This is a genomic window from Bradyrhizobium sp. NDS-1 (assembly GCF_032918005.1).
Taxonomy (GTDB): Bacteria; Pseudomonadota; Alphaproteobacteria; order Rhizobiales; family Xanthobacteraceae; genus Bradyrhizobium; species Bradyrhizobium tunisiense.
Window position 1 is genome coordinate 2412783 of the sequence record NZ_CP136628.1, and the last position, 16949, is coordinate 2429731.

Annotated in this window: 9 protein-coding genes and 3 pseudogenes; 8 read left to right on the top strand and 4 right to left on the bottom strand. The window is 57.3% G+C overall.

Translation table 11 applies throughout. The annotated features are described in order from the left end of the window. Positions 1-126: 126 nt before the first annotated feature. Positions 127-1170 carry an ABC transporter substrate-binding protein gene (locus tag RX330_RS11360; protein WP_317243061.1) on the bottom strand — a complete coding sequence of 348 codons (1044 nt, stop codon included), beginning with the start codon at positions 1168-1170 and terminating at the stop codon, positions 127-129. A gap of 1063 nt (positions 1171-2233) precedes the next feature. Between RX330_RS11360 and RX330_RS11365 the strand changes: the two are divergent. From RX330_RS11365 to RX330_RS11380, 4 genes and pseudogenes are all read left to right on the top strand, one after another. Next, positions 2234-2563 (top strand): annotated as a pseudogene (locus RX330_RS11365) (tyrosine-type recombinase/integrase); the annotation flags it as partial. A 232-nt stretch (positions 2564-2795) separates the two neighbouring features. Beyond that, positions 2796-3079: pseudogene (locus RX330_RS11370) on the top strand (IS5/IS1182 family transposase); the annotation flags it as partial. A gap of 827 nt (positions 3080-3906) precedes the next feature. Then, positions 3907-4797 (top strand): 3-keto-5-aminohexanoate cleavage protein, encoded by an 891-nt coding sequence (locus RX330_RS11375; protein ID WP_317243062.1) that lies wholly within the window; start codon positions 3907-3909, stop codon positions 4795-4797. Positions 4798-4834: 37 nt separating this feature from the next. Next, entirely contained in the window at positions 4835-5281 is a 447-nt protein-coding gene (locus tag RX330_RS11380) for a thioesterase family protein (protein WP_317243063.1), read from the top strand. 1188 nt (positions 5282-6469) lie between these two features. On the opposite strand, the gene RX330_RS11385 is transcribed toward RX330_RS11380, so the two are convergent. After that, the gene (locus tag RX330_RS11385; RefSeq protein ID WP_317243064.1) at positions 6470-7249 is read right to left on the bottom strand and encodes an SDR family oxidoreductase; all 780 of its coding nucleotides are present in this window, start codon (positions 7247-7249) and stop codon (positions 6470-6472) included. Between the two features lie 1111 nt (positions 7250-8360). Between RX330_RS11385 and RX330_RS35750 the strand changes: the two are divergent. Both RX330_RS35750 and RX330_RS11390 read left to right on the top strand, forming a co-directional pair. Then, positions 8361-9380 (top strand): annotated as a pseudogene (locus tag RX330_RS35750) (M20/M25/M40 family metallo-hydrolase). 689 nt (positions 9381-10069) lie between these two features. Continuing rightward, on the top strand, positions 10070-10930 hold the full coding sequence (locus tag RX330_RS11390) for a CmcJ/NvfI family oxidoreductase (RefSeq protein ID WP_317243065.1): 861 nt from the start codon (positions 10070-10072) through the stop codon (positions 10928-10930). 666 nt (positions 10931-11596) lie between these two features. On the opposite strand, the gene RX330_RS11395 is transcribed toward RX330_RS11390, so the two are convergent. Beyond that, positions 11597-12766: a Xaa-Pro peptidase family protein gene (locus RX330_RS11395; protein ID WP_317243066.1), complete on the bottom strand. Its 1170-nt coding sequence runs from the start codon at positions 12764-12766 to the stop codon at positions 11597-11599. Between the two features lie 177 nt (positions 12767-12943). Next, positions 12944-14134, bottom strand: coding sequence for a M20 family metallopeptidase (locus tag RX330_RS11400; RefSeq protein WP_317243067.1), 1191 nt, complete (start codon positions 14132-14134; stop codon positions 12944-12946). 1141 nt (positions 14135-15275) lie between these two features. Here RX330_RS11400 and RX330_RS11405 point away from each other — a divergent pair. Together RX330_RS11405 and RX330_RS11410 are read left to right on the top strand one after the other, a co-directional pair. After that, positions 15276-16157 carry an ABC transporter permease gene (locus RX330_RS11405; protein WP_317243068.1) on the top strand — a complete coding sequence of 294 codons (882 nt, stop codon included), beginning with the start codon at positions 15276-15278 and terminating at the stop codon, positions 16155-16157. Continuing rightward, positions 16147-16947, top strand: a complete 801-nt coding sequence (locus RX330_RS11410; protein ID WP_317243069.1) for an ABC transporter permease — start codon at positions 16147-16149, stop codon at positions 16945-16947. The genes RX330_RS11405 and RX330_RS11410 overlap by 11 nt, the downstream gene beginning before the upstream one ends. Positions 16948-16949: the final 2 nt, after the last annotated feature.

Consider the following 16949-nt stretch of genomic DNA (forward strand, 5'->3'; position numbering starts at 1 on the left):
TAGCGTTGGAGTCGTCGCGGGACAGCATCTCCAGAGAGCGCTATATAGGTAGCTCCTCGGCAGCATTTGTCCGCGAAGTGGAGGCGAAGATAGCGGAAGTCATCGCTACCGTGTCATCGTTGAGGCCTACTTCGCAAGCCAAGCGGTAAAGCGCTGGCGGACTTCGTCGCTCTTCTCACTCCAAAAGATTGAATCTATCCGCAGAGCATTTTCCATATGGTTATTCGGAAGGTGGGGCAGCACCGCCAGATTGACCAGCGCCATCGCGTCCTTGTTGGTCGGCCCGTAAGCAGTGTCGTTTGCCACCTCGGCTTGCGCCTGTGGCGAACTTGCGAACGCGATGAACTTGTAGGCATTGTCCAATCGCGGAGTTCCTTTGGGAATTACCCAAGCGTTCCCATTCAAAAGCGCGGCGTCCCACATGATCCCGAAATGCTTGCCGGAGTTTTTGACCGCATCATAGATTCGGCCATGCCAAGCGTCAGTCATGACGACCTGACCATCAGCCAGCAACTGCATCGGCTGCGCGCCGGCCGTCCACCAAATGATGTCCTTCTTGATCGTGTCGAGCTTCTTGAAGGCGCGGTCGATTCCCTCTGGCGTGTTGAGCAATTTGTAGACGTCTTTGATAGGCACGCCGTCTGCGATCAGGGCCCACTCGAGAGGGGCACTCTTATATAAGCCTCTCTTACCCGGAAATTTCTTCAGATCAAAAAAATCTGCGATCGTCTTCGGGCCGTTTGGCAGCTTGTCCTCGTCATAGACGACCACGGTGGCAGAGTCGATGACTGGAACGCCGCATGCCGTGTAGTTTCCCTCGAACTTGGTCCGGTCGAGGCTAAGCTCCTTCCAGTCGATTGTCTCGATCAAACCCTCTGCGCACAACTGCTGGATCTGCGACTCGCTGGCGTAGACCACGTCCCAGCTCACTGTCTTGGTCTCGACCATGGCGCGGATCTTGGCGTTACCGTAATCGTACTCGGCTTCGTTGATCTTGATTCCGCTCACTTTCGAGAATGGATCGAAGATGACCTTGCGAAGGACCCGCTGAAAGGAGCCACCCCCCGCCGTGATCGTGAGCTGATCGTCCGCAAGGGCCGGTTTTGTTGAAACGAACATGCCCGCTGTCAGGCCGATGACGGCCAGCGTGCTCGCGATGGTCAGTGACATCCTCATCGTCTATTCTCCCCCTTTATGCCGCCCTCGGATGAAGGCGGAGCTCCCGAAGACCAAGCCGACCCTGCTCAGGCGAAACGTGTCGTTCCCTTTCGCGCTTCGAGCGCGCGAAAGTACTCCATCTTTTAGCCGATGGTGATCACGCGCGGGCTCCATCTGCACCGTGCATTCCGAATTGGACAGCTTGACCACAATTCATCATGACCATAGACCAAAACTAGCGCGCGCACGTCGTCGCTCAGATAGACGCAACTCGCAGGTGGAGCTTATCGCTACGGCCCCGCGCTCAACCAATCGCCGAGCCGCGGCGACGTAGGCCGGCGCAAGCCCCGGACCACGTTCTCAACCCAAGCTCCCGCGACAGCTTCTGCAATAACCGGAAAGTTGAAGGTAGACGGATTCAATAAAGAGCCCTGGCGCGGCGGTGGAGGCGGGGCGCCGGCTGGCACTCCTCGCTCCAGGTTGAGAATTCCAATCGACCGTCCGCTCTGCGATGCCACGGCGAAAAGATATCTAGAATCGAGGTTGGTATTCTCCAAATTAACCGATCTAAGTCGAGAAATTCTGCGCCAGCACTGAAGAGAGGAACTGTTTTATGCGCGGGACCCGATACCTATTCTCTTGTTGTGCTGCGCCTCAAGGTTCGTCAGCTCGCATCGCAAGGCTATCATCCCCGCCACTTTGAACGAAGCTCATGGCGGATTGCTCGCAGAGGTCTGAGTTTGCCAAGTTACAAAGACCTTCGCATTTTGCCAGTAACTTGCAGGATTTCGTATACGCGAAGCCCACCTCGGCGAACTTCACCTCCTGGGAGGCTATATCGTATCTTTGGAACCCCGAGTCTGTGCGGCGGCGAACTATTCGCGAGTTTGCGCTCCAGCCATCGGAAGACGCAGTCGTGGGAACTCGAGAAGCTTTCGATCTCGCGTAGCGGGAGGCGCTCATACCTGCTTGACCGTGAGCAACTACGAGGGTTCTGCTCGCCACTACGCCTGCCGGCTCATCAGGGAAAGACTTGCAGTCGGCGGCGTCGACGAAGAGCTGCAGGCGCTGCTCAATGCGCCACACGCGAGTACGATGTCCGGCATTCGAGGCCAGGCCATGCTGCATCTGGCTTGCTGCAGGATTACGCGTGTCGGAGCTGGTCGGTCTCCGGCTCGATCAGATCGACCGCCAGACGTTGTCCAGCGTGCACGTCATGGTAAAGGGACGTCGCGAGCGAGTCCTGCCGCTCTGGAACGAAACGGCGACCGCGGTGAAGGCTTGGTTCAGAGTGCGCCCTGCCAGTGCTGCTCCTGAGCTGTTCCTCAGCGCACGAGCACAGGCCACGACGCGCTCGGGCTTCGAGTGCATCCTCGCCAAGCACGTCGCCGCAGCCTCGCGCGCTGCGCCGACGATCGCCGGCAAGGGCGTCAGTCCACACGTCATGCGACATTACCTGCTATCTTCGGCCGCCTCGTGCATCACGCCCATCGTCTTGCGCTCGATGGGCCATCGATGCCAAGACGGCCAAGTCGGATACCATAGCACCGGGGCCGAGTGCCGCGGATACGACGGTCACGAAACCGCCGACGGGAGCGAAGAAATGAACAACGCTCCCTCCGGCCCTCCTATGCGCGATGGGCAAGCTCGCCCCGATCCAGCATCAGCGCTATGCCCACGCCAAGCAGTTCAAGTGCGCCAACCGGGTGCTAAAAAAGCTGCGCACCTGTCTCGGCCGCGTGATCGGCGACATCGCCGCAAGATCGACGATGACAGCGGGCTCGAGTGGCGTTCGCAAAGCTGCGGCCGCCGGCTCGTCTGTGTGCGCGAGCAGCAGCAACGTCAACGCGGGCCGAAGGTCTATTCCCTGCATGCCCCGGAAGCCGAATGCATCGGCAAGGGTAAGGACCATCGGCCTTACCATGGTGTAGGAGTGAGGCAGTTGTGCATGCCAATGGAGGGCTGCATGCAGTCGCCAAGCACAAGCACTCGCTCGCCGGTCTCAGGGGGCCTCGCCGAGCGGAGGCGTGTTTCGCGCAAGAGTTCTTTGGACAAGTCGCCCGACAACAAGACGTCTAATCTCTGCACGAAGGCAAAGCCCGTATTTGATGATGCCCGCACAGGAACGAAATCGTACTGTTTTCCTTCGATAGCGCTTCGTATTCGCAATCTCTGAAGAGCTCCTTTGGGCTGGGTCCCGACAGTGCCGTTGGGAAGCAGTCCTTCGGGCATGCCAGGAGCCAACTTGCGTATCCGCGGCATCGCCACTTCGAGATCGACCCACGCGCCCTCGCAATCATTTTGACGTCTGATCGCCTCAGACACGCTGACGACGCTGCGCCCACCGGCGACCACGAGAGCCGGGCATTTCAACCGCCACACCATCTCTCTGCGACGCGCAGAAACCAAATGGTTGTCGGGTCCAGCAGCTCTCGCCATCCAGCCGATCGACGCGAGTACGCGTTGACGCGCTCCTCTTTCCGATGATGCGGTGGCCCTATCGCACCGGTCAATGCCCTTCATTTAGCATGCGCACGAAGGGCCCTGCTTTCGGGGTCCATTGCGGCCCTTTAAACTTACGACGAGATAACACTTCACGTTTTGGACAATCCACGCAGAATTTCGGCGTTTCGACCGACTATATTACTTAAATGCAGTTTCCACGGCCCGGTACTATCTTTTGAGTTTTTAGGTCCTGTCTTGCCTTCCTTGGGAGGACAGGTTCAGTCAGCGGGGGACGAGGTGACAATGATTTCCGAGGTGTTCATTACGTGCGCAGTCACTGGCAGCGGGGGGGCTGTGGATCTTAGCCCGCACGTGCCAGTTAGCCCGGAGGAGATCGCGCAATCGGCGATCGAGGCCGCGCGGTCAGGGGCGGCGGTGGTGCACATCCACGTGCGTGATCCGAAAACCCGGCGGGGCTCGCGAGACCCCGCTCTCTATCGGGAAGTGGTGCAGCGAATTCGGAAGTCGGATGTGAACCCGGTGATTAACCTAACGACTGGATTGGGCGGCGATCTTGTGCTGGGTGGGCCCGACGCTCCCCTTCCGCCGGATCCATCTGGGACCGATATGGCGCCCGCGCTTGAACGGCTCGTGCACGTGGAAGAGCTGCGCCCTGAAATCTGCACGATCGACTGTGGGTCGATGAACTTCGGCGCCAAAGAATACGTCATGATCAACACTTACCCGACGCTGCGCAAGATGGCGGCGCGATTGCAGGAGCTCGACGTGCGTCCTGAGCTCGAGGTGTTCGATACCGGTCATCTGTGGTTGGTGCGCGACCTGATCGAGGAGGGGCTGATCACTAAGCCGCTGATCCAGCTGTGCATGGGTATCCGCTATGGCGCGCCAGCCGATCCAGCCACGCTGATGGCGATGGTGAACCAGATCCCGCCGGGTGCCGTCTACTCGGCCTTTTCGATAGGGCGGATGCAGCTTCCGTATGTCGCTATGGCGGCACTAGCCGGCGCAAACGTGCGAGTAGGATTGGAGGACAACCTATACCTGTCGCGCGGAAGGCTTGCGACCAACGCCGAACTCGTCGAGCGGTCGGTACAAATCCTCGAAAGTATCGGAGTGCGGGTGATGCGGCCGGACGAAGTGCGCGAGAAACTCGCGCTCAAAGCTTATGTCTGAGGACATATCTCACAATTGCGGCTCTGGACCGCTGCGGATGCAGCCGTTAGAGATGCGGCATGACTGGCTTGACTACAACGGCCACGTCACTGAGTGCCGATATCTTCAGCTATGCGGCATGGCAACGGACAACGTCCTGAGTTACATCGGCATCGACAGCGGGTACCGGTCCAAATTCGGCAGTTACTACACGCTCGAGACGCACCTTTCCCATCTCCGGGAACTGCATGCTGGAGATCGCGTCGAGGTGCTCACGCAGGTCCTTGGCGCAGACGACAAGCGCCTTCACCTGTTTCATGTCATCACGCGGGAGGGTGAAGAGCCGGCGGCGACGGGCGAGCAGATGCTGATTCACGTCGATGCGAGCAGCGGACGCAGCGGACCGGCACAAGGAAGCGTGCGCGAGCGTCTCCTGGAGCTTACGCGCTTACACGCGCAGCTGCCCCGTCCGCGCGGCGTCGGCGCAAGTATCCGGCTGCGGTGAGCGCGACTTCACCAGTGCGCCTAGTGTTGCACTGGCACAACTCGAACTTGGACGACCACGAGACACGTCTTCTCCTAGGTGTTAGCCGCCGGGTCGCTGTTCTGGACGTCGCAGAATTGTGATCTGCGCTTGGACTAGAACAAAGTGAGGAGAAATTGCCAGAAGGACCGTTACACGCACTATGGCCGGACCATGGGTGTCTCCTGCCTGCCGCGCTTTGGTCTTGCATGACAGCGATAGGAGAGCCGACAGCAATTCACTAGACGCGCTCGTGCGCGGTCAAGTAGGACAAGCTATCCATGACATCTTCCACGTGTCTGACGCAACGATGCGTTCCCGCCTGGTCGGGGATCCAGACGTCGCCAACTATGGATCCGTGATCTTTCGCTTTCCTCGATCTGCGCGTCTCGAACGCTACCGAAGCGCAATCGCCAGAACATCGAAAACGGCAGACGAGCTCCTTCGCAATAAACGGCGCGGTGGACTGGCCAGCGTACGGCGACCAGACAGCCAATTCGCGAGTACCGCTGCTTCACCCGAATAAGGACGCCAAGGCCGGCGTTGTGCCTTCGGCGGATGATCAAGAACCGCAGGTCGATATGGCCGAAGCGGCCGAGCGCGCACTTTTCCCACCAGCAGCAACACCATATACCGCCGACCGAGCTGGCCGCCAGCGTACAACCCCGGTTTCAGGGATATTTGGCATCTTAGCGGCGATACGATATAGCCCTTCCCCTTCGGGGCCTGAATGCCTGTCACGGTCGGAAGGCTTCTTGCGAAGGTCTGGCCGACAATCAGCGGGGGCGCCCACTTTGTCTTCGCCGCGAGGCGTCAGTGCATCGCCCGCCCCATGACCCTTCTCGCAGTGCAGATTCCGTCAGGATAGGGGAGGAGCGCCAAGTATGTCGGCGGTGTCTATTACACGCGCCACCGCCCTTCACACGCAATCGTTCCCGACTGCCGCGTAAACGTCTCCGCAATCGGTCACCGGCCACAATGAAAGGCGCTGTCGCCTGAATAGCTGGTGCCTCGATCTGACATATAGATCGGAGCTCAGCTATGCACTTGAAAACAACGGCGCGTCCCGTGTTCTCTCTTTCGATGGTAGCTAAGTTCACGAGGTGCGTCTCATCGGCGAAATCTATCTGCGATCAGCACCGCATGCCGATCGCAGATAGTCAGTGACCGTTAGCGAGCACTCGCACCGAGGTCGACCGGTATGCAAGCGCCGTTGACTGCGGAAGCAGAGGGGCTCACAAGAAAGCCAACGGTCGCCGCGACCTCACGAACATCGATAAGACGATTGCCTGGTTGTTCCGCACGGAAGAGCGCGATAACTTCGTCGGTGCCTATGCCTCGCTTTGCTGCCTGATCCTGCAGTTGCCCCTGCATTATGGCGGTATCCATCCAGCCGGGCGCGACAGCATTTACCGTAAGGCCGTACTTGGCCCCTTCCAACGCCGCAACGCGGAGGAGGCCGAGAACTCCGTGCTTTGCGGCAGTGTAGGCAGCTTTGTCGGATGCACCCCCGTGGCTCAAGGGCGATGCCGTGACCACAACGCGACCACCAGGGGATTTCGTCAGAGCCGGCCATGCCGCCTTCAATGCGAAGAATGGTCCGTCGAGCATTACAGCTCGAAGGCGATTCCATTCTGCGTCGGGAAATTGATCGAGCGGTGCCGTGAACTGACATCCAGCATTGAGCACAAGGATGTCGAGACGTCCCGCTATCGCAAGAACATGGGAAACCATGTCCCGATTTCCCTCCGCAGTGGAGAGATCCGCATGAAATGTATCCTCGCCGATGACATCCGCGCCATGTACCTCCGCCCCGCGTTCGCGCAGTTCGGCCACGATGGCCTTGCCGAGCCCTCCTATAGCTCCGGTTACCAGCGCGACTCGACCCTCAAGCGACCACCGACGCGCGTAGACCTGATCGTCGTGTTGTTTGTAACTATCTTTGGACATTCGCTTCTCTCCTATCTAATTGCATTTCCTAATGCACGCCATCATCATTCAAGCGAGCCCCGTCCTACTGGATTGTCAAGGCGTTGCACCCGTACTCCGCGTGGCCGCACCCAACGTGATGGAACGCAGAGGGACAATGTTCAACTTCGCCGCGCCATGGACTCTCAGCAACAGCGTCACGAGGCGTCGACCCGACATGACATTGGCTGCGCGGTCACTGCGATGCGTCAACCAACGGCGCGGCAACTGTCGCTTATTGCGACAAGGCTCTGCAATTGCAGAGCGGCTGTGATGCAGTCCATCTCGCCGAGCACGAAGATATCTTGCTCGAGCCCCTCTGGTAGTCTCTGAGATGGCGGGCAAATCTAAACTAGTCGAAGTCATCTAAACCGGCAGCCCCAACGAGCGCTGCCCCTTGGCAGTCGGCGTTCTAGCTCGAAAGGGCTCAAGATCGGCCATTTCACAAACGAATATATGCCTTACCCTGTGTCGAATCCTCCAAAGAATGCGCATCTACGGCAGAAATCGTGCGCGAAATGACCTCAATACCGAGCTTCTCTGCGATTGCGCTATGGACGATACCACTTGCATGCCTTGCAGTGTTTCTGTTGGTCGCACGGGTAGGGCACGACGGGGTTTTGTACGACTATGCCGCAAGATGTTATCGGGAGCTGCGGGGTCTGCTTCCTGATGTGACGTTCGTGCGGAGCTATTGGCTGACTTCAAACGCGGACACCCACGATACGCGTGGGTTCAGGAAATTCATCGCTTTATAGCAGTATCAGTGAAAGCAGCAGCTCGAATCTAACTTCGGATCGGATTGACAGAGCTGCGCTTGAGCGTCGGCAATGGCCCTCAATATTTGCAGGACCAGCGTACCAGATAGGTCGGCCACAATGCTCGGGATGTGGCAAATTGCGCAAACGTGGCTGCCAACATCAAGAAAACAGCTTATTGCCGCTGGTTAACCATGATCGGCTATGGCACCCAACCCCAAACGTGGCTGAGACCCGTCACGAGTTCTTGCGTCGATCAGCGGTGCGCGGCACGTGGTCGAGCGCATGAGAGAGTTCCAAGGAATCCAGCCACCCGTAACTTCAAATATGATGCCATGCTGCAGGGGAATGCGAAAGTCCGACCTAGGACGCAAACGCCGCGCGCCGCAAGGTCAATCATCCGGTCGAGCGCGTTGCCGGCCGCGATAGCTTCGGCGAGGTCATTCGCGATCGCTTTACGCATCCCAAACAACGCGAGCCCGGCATCCTGATCGCTGGCCAGATGGGCACCGCGCACTCGGTCGGCACCATCGAGAAGCTGGCATAACGCCGCGAGCCGCGAGAGCAAGAAGTGCTACGGTCCCGACATCTTCGACATGAAAAGGCGGCAACTATCTGTCGCTCGAGGCGATCTGGCAGCTGGCCCATGCCTCCTTCGTCACGCCACTGCCGGTCACGGTGCTGTTCATGCCCGACGAGCAAGTCGGCACGCCTTCGACCCGCGACATCGTCGAGGCGGAAGCGAGACGCAACAAATGCGTGCTGGCGTCGCTCACAACGGCGTCAGCATCGGGCGCTATGCGTTCGCCCGTTTCAATCTCGTAGCCTCAGGGCGGCCAAGCCAGGCTGGCGCGACGCTCTCCTCTGGGGGCGGTCCGCGATACGGGAGATGGCGGGGCAGATTTCTCGCGATCGACGCGATGACGACCCAAGATTGCACCTTGTCGGTCGGCATCGTGCATGGTGGCCTGGGTCAATTGCGTCGCGACGACCCGCACTGGCAAAGCGCTTTCCATGGCCAAGCGTCAGGCCGATCTCGATCGTGGCGTCGAGAGGGGGCTGGCCCTATAGGGCACGACCAACGATGTCATCTTCGAAGTGATGCGCGGCGTCACGCGGCCGGTATGGGAGCCCAACGCCGGCACGATGGCGCTCTGCAGAAGGCGCTCGCGATCGCGCAGGCCCTTGGCGCTGAATTCCGCATGCCAGTGGCAATTTCACTGGCGCGCTTGGAGCCCCAACGCTTGACGGCCTGGGAATCCGTGGCGCCAATGCGCACACGCTAGACGAGCATATCAATGTTGACTATCGAGCGCGGCAAGTTGATGGCAGGACTACTCGCGACCCTGGAGTGACCAAGTGCAGGAACAGGCGTAATCGGACGTTGCATGAATTCTAGCGCGGCTCACCAACATCTTTGTAAAGATATGCGCCGTTTGTTGATCGAAGCGCTGGCGGGACGCAATCGTCAGCGCGTCTCACTTCAAGCAATCTGCTGAAGAACCGGGAGGCCTTGATGCTTGCAGTTCACGGATCATGGCCGTCTGTTTCGTGCATCGCACCGGATAAGCGCGTGCCAGTGAGCCAGCGATGCGGAAGGTAACGGAACTTGTCTAGGTGTTTGGCTGATTTGGGCCGTCGCCTCGGGACGCTCCTATGCCAGCGAGGCGCCCTTCACTTTCTCCGCAGCAATGTTGAGCGCCTCGCTGGAGGTGTTTCACGAGATCCCTTGGAACACCAGTTGATGGAGCAACTGAAGGCGATGATGCGGAGAAGGTGCTCACGAACGGAGACCGCCATTGCGCTGACGAAATCATCACTGGCTCTCGGCTGACGCCCGGTCGATGTGCGAACCGCTTCTTTGTTAAATCTCTAGAGATCGCATTCGCGCCCGTGACACAACGTTCGCGAGATCGATCGTTAACTCTTATTTTGAGGCACGATCGCAGAAAAAATGCTCCGTAACTCGTTCTCCGGAGAAATTCGGCTCTCAAAGGAGGTATGTTAACGCCCCTTCTCAATCTGATATCGACGCGGGGTATCCATGGCAAATGTAAACCAACGTCCATCCGTAGCATCCGTGAACCGTGATCACCTGCAGTTCGTCCAGGGGCAAATACGCTTTGCCCGACGTTCGATAGAAGAGGAAGTACCAATAGGGCCAGACAGCGCTAACTTCTTCAGCTGCGACGTCAGGATTCGCAACGCGCGGCCATTCGTGAACGAACTGTCCTTAGACCGTGAAGGATTCACGCTGGTTCAGCACACAACCTCCTGTGCGGACGAACGTGATCCGGAGATCTTACGAAACAGCTATCTCGATGAAATGGTGCCGTTCATTAAGGACTACTTCAACGCGTCCTGGGTCGTACCAAAAGGAGATGCCATCTTTGTTCGTCGCGCGGGACTGCCGGTAATCCCTGGAACCGATGTGACTGCGGTCCCCGGAGTAAGGGCAGCAACCGTTGGAGGCGCTCATATTGATTATACAGCGATCGCAGGTCCCATGCTTGCGGCGCGGGAGAACCAATTGCGAGGCATTCCGATCCGCTCGTATTCCCGCTTGATGATAATTAATACGTGGCGAGTTGTGTCGCAACCTCCGCAGGATAACTCCTTGGCGCTCTGTGACAGCTCCAGCGTGCTTGATACTGATATTCTTGTGGACGACTATACCGACAAGGAGAGCGGCTTTACGTGGAAAGCTGGCCTTCCTCGCTACAACGCGCTTCATCGTTGGTACTATTTCGCGGATATGACACCGGACGAGCTTATCATGTTTAAGGGCTACGACACGGCGCAAAACTACAATGTGGTGCATGCCGGCTTTGACAATCGTCGAGCGTACCCCAATGCAAGCATTCGCGAGAGTATCGAAGCGCGCTTCTACGTCTACTACGATTGAGTACGCATCCTCTCCGCAGTTCCTGCAATCGCAGAGCTTGGCCGCGGTGGGGCTCGAGACATTTTATTGTGGGGAAGCGCGGAAAGACTCTTCGTTCTCGAACGCTTGGACGAGCAGCACTCGACCAATCAGGTTGAACGCGCCAACTCGAGATCAAGTGCAGAACTGCCCTAGTCTACGTTATTCCCAGTGAGGACGCCATCACCAGTTTCACCTGGCGCCATCCTGCTCGACCAGAAAATGATGAGTTGGTCGATCAGGGCGGCCGTCACTGGAGATTGGAAGCGATCGGTACGTTGGGCGATGATCCTGCCGTCGGTGTCCAGCAATCGCTAGCCGGAGCAATCCGGCGGCCGGCGAATGGTGCCCTCCAGGCACCTGCCCCTGCCTAGGGGAACAATCACGCGAAAGGTCGCCCGCTTCATTAGACATCGGTCGATTATCGCTCTAGGCAGGCGTAATCATTCCCGCATTCGGGCGCGCCCTAATAGTCATCATCTTAGCTCCTGCGTCCGGATCACGATTAAAGCTGCTTTACTGCGCGTGTCGCAGGCAGCCACAGCTCATCGGCAACATGTTTAAGCGCTTTTGACACACCGGCGCTTAGTTGACGGGACAACCAGACTGCCTGCATGCGATAGCATTGTTGTAAAGATACGGTATGAATCAGATCTCGAACAGCTCGCGCGGCAACTTCGTGAATGGTTCGCCGCCAGCGTCAGTGACGCGAAACGTTTCGCTGATTACGTAACCGACATCTTCATCGATCCAGTTTCCGAGCATGAGATGAAACGTCATGTTTGGCTGGAGGACCGTCATATCACCTTCCTTCAGGCTTGCCGTCGGCTCCGTCCAGTCGATGCCGACGGCGTAGCCACACCGCGATTCCTTCTCAAAACCATGCTTCTTCAGCGTGGCATTGAAGGCCACTGCGATGTCGCTGCACGTGCCACCCGTCTTGGCGGCAGCAAGAGCCGCCTCCAAACCTACCACCTCTGCGTCATGCAGTCGCCGTAGATGGTCCGCTGGCCTGCCGATGGACATGGTGCGCATTAACGGAGACGTATAGCCGTGGCGTACGCCGCTGAATTCGAGGTTGATCTGCGATCCCTGTCGGAAGATGTCCTCGGTCCAGCGAATGTGGCATGTAGACGTACGTGGCGTCGAGCACATAAAAAAGCTCGCGATATCCGTTCCTGGCTTTCCATTGGCGCCACGCACTAACGTTGCAATAATCTCTGCGGCTGCGTCGGCTTCACGCAGTCCGGGTCGAATGACTTCTTTCGCTTTAAGCATCCCAGCGTCACTAATGGCGGCGGCTTCACGCATCATTGCGATTTCGAGATCCGACTTCAGACCCCGAATCCAGGTAACCGCGTTCGTGCAATCGACAATTCTCGATTTGGCCGCTCGGTGCCTGAACTTCTCAATAGTCAAGGAGGGCAAGAATTTCGCTTCGAGCCCGATCCCTCTACTGCCCAAACCCTTGTCCAAAAGGAAGTCGATGATTGCATCGTATCCATCCCGATCGGGGTTGGCGATGAGCGCTTCCGAGTAGCCGATCACTCGGCTACGATCGATGAACATCTGATGAATTGCCGCTGGTCCGTCCATGCGACGTGTAATGAAGGTCGGCTCTTCATCTTCTAAAAACACGAGTAGGCCTTGAGGCACATACCCCGACTTTGATGTGTAACCCGAAAGATAGGTAATGTTGGCAGGTGTCGTAACCACCAGCGCGTCGATCTCTCGCCGCTTCATTTCCAATTTCACTTCAGTTAATCTTCCCAGATATTCGGATCGGGGAAACGCCTGCGAGCTCTTGGGCATTGCCATAAGTTCAACTCCTTCCGTGAGGGCTTGGTCGTGCTAGCTTCGTTGTGACCGGCCAATAAGGTTAGTGCAGCAGATCGGGAACGCTCGGCGGAATTCTTATTCGCGGCGGGCGTGTTGAGCAGAGCGCCATACCATTCGGAGCGGTTTGCTTGTGGTGGAAATGAACACCCGATGCCATCACGAATTCAGCATTGCCAAGCAGTAGCGGATCGTTAGTTCCGTAGTTGGAACGAGCAGGTTATCCGACGCCCCGAAAGTCGGCGTGTGCACGCCAGACTCATTGCCGCGTTCCTCGCTGCCAAACCAGAAATAAATCGAAGGCACGCAGGCGGAATAGAAACCGAAGTCATCGCTGCCGCCGCCGGCGGTCGGAGACTTCTTGTCAGAAAACTTATCTTCGCCCACCGTTTCCACGACGAGCCGCCGAAACCGTTCGACCATTTCAGCATCATTGATGACAGGCGGCTCCCCAAGCTTGCAGGAAAATTCCGCTTTGCCTCGATGCATGGCCGCCACGCCTTCGGCAATCTCTCGAACGCGCTGAACCAAAAGCGTTCTACGCTCTGCACCGCTTGTTCTGATTGTCCCGGTCATGCAGACGGAAGGGCAAATGATGTTTGTCGCCTCCCCTCCTGCGATCGTACCAATCGTGATGATCGCTCCATCGTCGAAGGGCATCTCCCGCGATACGATCTTTTGCACTTCGTTGATAAATGCCCCTGCCATCGCAATTGCGTCCACGCCGGCGTGCGGCTTAGCCCCATGAGCCATGGTCCCGATCAATTTGAGCTCAAATTGGTCGGCCGACTTGGTCACTGCGCCAGTGCGTGCGCCATACATTCCCGCGGGCAAATCAGTTTTCACGTGAAAGCCGACGGCAGCGTCAAAGTCTCGGAGTAACCCTTCCTCAGCAACTGAACGGCCACCGAGCGGCTCTGCCTCCTCAGCAGGCTGAAAAAACACGCGAAGCTTGCCAGAAAAACTCGCGCGAATCCTATGGAATGCGAGGGCGGTGCCCAATGCGATTGACGCGTGCATATCGTGTCCACAGGCATGCATAACGCCCGGAACTTGCGAACGATATGGCAAATCATCTCGAGCTTCCTGGATTGGCAATGCATCGATGTCGCCGCGAATAGCGATGGAACGCTGCGGCCCAGGGGCCAATCCCTGAATGTCAACGTAAAGACCGGTCTTGTGAAATGTCTTGGGGCGGTTCAGTCCGAATCTTTGCAGGGTGTCACGGATCCGTTGCTGTGTCTTCCATTCATCGTTTGAAAGCTCGGGCTCGCAATGCATGGCATGACGCGTCTCGATTATGGCGTCCTGTTCAGTGGCGGAAAGCAAGCTGTTCGCGATTGTTTCCATGGTGATCTGCCGCTGTATCGAGCTGAAGGCCACGTTTCAATAGCAGACCGAGATCGAGAGATCGCATCGACGGGCAGGCGGATGGCGCAGAAAAGCTGCAATATTACCCGTGAACACGCGCTTTAGCGGAGACATTCGGGGCGTTGCGCCAGCCAACAGATCAGTGCGTCGGAAGAACCTTATCCCTCGCCCCAGTAACTGAAGTGCGGATCGAACACGACGGAGTGCCGATGTTGCCGCGGAGGCGATGCCACCCCGCAAGCTCAGGGTTCCTGACTTCTCAGGTCTTGGTAATGCCAGGTCTTTGGTCATTCTCTCTCCCATCGCCGGTCCTTGCTCGATAAAGGCCTTCCCGGTCGATTGGCCTATCGGAGCGCCCCTCTCCTGTGTCCGGTCGATCATTCTGGTTCGACAGCCGTGCTCCCGGAAACGACGCGTTTGTGCATATGCAGACACGCGGAGCCTATGACGATACTGTCCTTCCCATGACCGAGCTCACCGTCAGATACACATCGCGATTTACCGAATTCCAAATAAGAGCTGGGGAGGCGGTACCAAACAATGATGCAGATCGCTTTCGCTCAGATGCAATGCGCGTAGCCGATGCCGAACCCATTCCAATGATGATCTCGGCGCAGCGGTGCTGGTTGGTGCGTCGCCAGCTAACCAGCACCGACATTTGGCGGACTTGATGCCAGAGGCGCCTAAAACGGTCAGATCCGCGCCACGACCTCGCATGATGTGCAACTGGCCGCGTCGGGCTTCAAAACGTACAAACACCTCGCCGAAACTTTCTCCGACGTGGCGGGCTCGCGAGTGCCGATCGCCCCGGAGAACCGAGAGGACCAACGATTGGCCACGAATTTCATTCGAGCCCAATTACAGGCTGAGGGCACCGCTAGCCAACTGGCGCCTTGGGTGTAATTTATGCCGAAATCCGGCTTGTCTTCGGGAGTAGGCGCAGCAATTCTGCGTCAAATAAGATAATTTTACAGGTTTCCATCGCTCCTTCGGGCTACCTTGATCGGACACGGAGATCGGGCTGACTCTATTCCAAAGAAGCGCGTTAGAGTTTCCTGCTGAGTTTCCGTCCGGCGGATGACGGATCGAGTTTGGGTCAGCAACCTCTTCGGTGAAAGCGATGAGCCCGTCTACAACTGAATCGGAAACTGAGAAAAAAACCTGGTTGCTATTCTTGGCGCCGGCATTGCTCACCCTGATCGTTTTTCTGCTCATTCCGGCTGGCATCGTCCTGCGGATAAGCTTCTTTCCCGGCAGCACAACAATAGGCGCGCAAGGCTACTCGCTCGCTCAGTACGAGAAATTCTTCGGAAACTCGCTCTACCTTTCAGTGCTTGGGGAAACAGTGAGCTACGCAGTCATTGTTTGTCTTGGATGCTTAGTCCTTGGTTTTCCTGTCGGTTATTCTCTCGCGCGCCACCCTCCATATCAGCGTCGCTTGCGAATGCTAATGGTGATCGTACCCCTCACCTTGAGTCTGGTGATTGTTGTGTTTGGCTGGTTGGTGCTCCTGGGTCGACAAGGGTTGGTGAACAATATCCTCATGTGGTTGGGAATTATCTCCAGTCCGCAGCAGCTATTGTTCAATCGCACAGCTGTCGTAGTCGTTCTAATTCAGCAATTCCTCCCATTCATGATCCTTTCGGTGATGAATGTTGTTATGCAAATAGATCCCGTTCTCGAGCAGGCGTCGACGAGTCTGCGTGCAAGTCGCGCGCGTACGTTCATAAAGGTGATTATCCCTCTCTCAACCCCAGGAATAATGGCAGGATTGTCTCTGATCTTCGTCATGGCCGTTTCTGCTTTTGTCACTCCCCGGCTAGTTGGTGGACCTCGTGCGCAAATGATTGGCGGCTTTGTTTATGATCAAATCCTCAGCACATCGAACTGGCCATTTGGCGCAGCCATGGCTTTCATTTTGTTCGCCGTAGGGTTCGGACTCATGGCCGCCCTAAACGTCACCATCATCCGCCCTCTCACGAGAGGCCTCCATGTTCGATGACCTGATAGATAAACTTCTAGCGGCGGCAGGCAGGCTTCTTCGCGTCTTTGTATACCTCACGCTGATACTTCCTGCCGTCATTGTCGTCGCGACTTCATTTACATCGGGCGACGCGATGCGGTTTCCTCCGACGGGCTTCTCTTTCCGTTGGTATTACGCGTTCTGGGAGAGTTCACTTTTCATCGACTCGCTGACTCTAAGTCTGAAAGTGGCCGCGCTCGCGACATTGCTATCCCTTCTGTTTGGTTTCGCGGCGGCATTCGGGATCGAGCGACACAACTTTCGGGGGCGAGGGCTCATACGAGGTTTCATGCTTTCTCCGCTGCTGATCCCAGCCGTGGTCCTCGGCTTGGGATTGATGCAAATGCAAGTCTGGATTGGCATAAGTCAAACGTTCCTTGGCTTGCTCGTCGGACACGTGGTCGTGACGCTGCCCTACGTAGTCCGCACGCTGTCTGCGAGTATGGTTTTGTTCGATAGAAATCTGGAGCAGGCCGCAATGAGTCTGCGTGCAACACCCGTGACCGTTCTAAGGACAGTGACGATCCCGCTTCTTGTGCCTGGCATCATTTCCGCCGGTGTGTTCGCGTTTGTTACTTCCTTCGGAAATGTGAACCTCTCAGTTTTCTTAGGCGCCGGAGGTAATGTCACGCTTCCCGTACAGGTACTGGCTTATGTCGAGCAAACAGTGGACCCGCTCGTTGCCGCCGTATCCTCGGTCGTGATCGTCTTCACATTGCTGGCCATCTTGATCGCCGATCGTATCTCGGGCCCAAGGTCTGTCGTCTAGGA

Bases quoted from the DNA above. Each gene is read 5' to 3' on its own strand.
- RX330_RS11410 (WP_317243069.1), top strand. From the start codon at position 16,147: ATGTTCGATGACCTGATAGATAAACTTCTAGCGGCGGCAGGCAGGCTT.
- RX330_RS11405 (WP_317243068.1), top strand. From the start codon at position 15,276: ATGAGCCCGTCTACAACTGAATCGGAAACTGAGAAAAAAACCTGGTTG.
- RX330_RS11380 (WP_317243063.1), top strand. From the start codon at position 4,835: ATGCAGCCGTTAGAGATGCGGCATGACTGGCTTGACTACAACGGCCAC.
- RX330_RS11400 (WP_317243067.1), bottom strand. From the start codon at position 14,134: ATGGAAACAATCGCGAACAGCTTGCTTTCCGCCACTGAACAGGACGCC.
- RX330_RS11395 (WP_317243066.1), bottom strand. From the start codon at position 12,766: ATGGCAATGCCCAAGAGCTCGCAGGCGTTTCCCCGATCCGAATATCTG.
- RX330_RS11375 (WP_317243062.1), top strand. From the start codon at position 3,907: ATGATTTCCGAGGTGTTCATTACGTGCGCAGTCACTGGCAGCGGGGGG.
- RX330_RS11360 (WP_317243061.1), bottom strand. From the start codon at position 1,170: ATGTCACTGACCATCGCGAGCACGCTGGCCGTCATCGGCCTGACAGCG.
- RX330_RS11385 (WP_317243064.1), bottom strand. From the start codon at position 7,249: ATGTCCAAAGATAGTTACAAACAACACGACGATCAGGTCTACGCGCGT.
- RX330_RS11390 (WP_317243065.1), top strand. From the start codon at position 10,070: ATGGCAAATGTAAACCAACGTCCATCCGTAGCATCCGTGAACCGTGAT.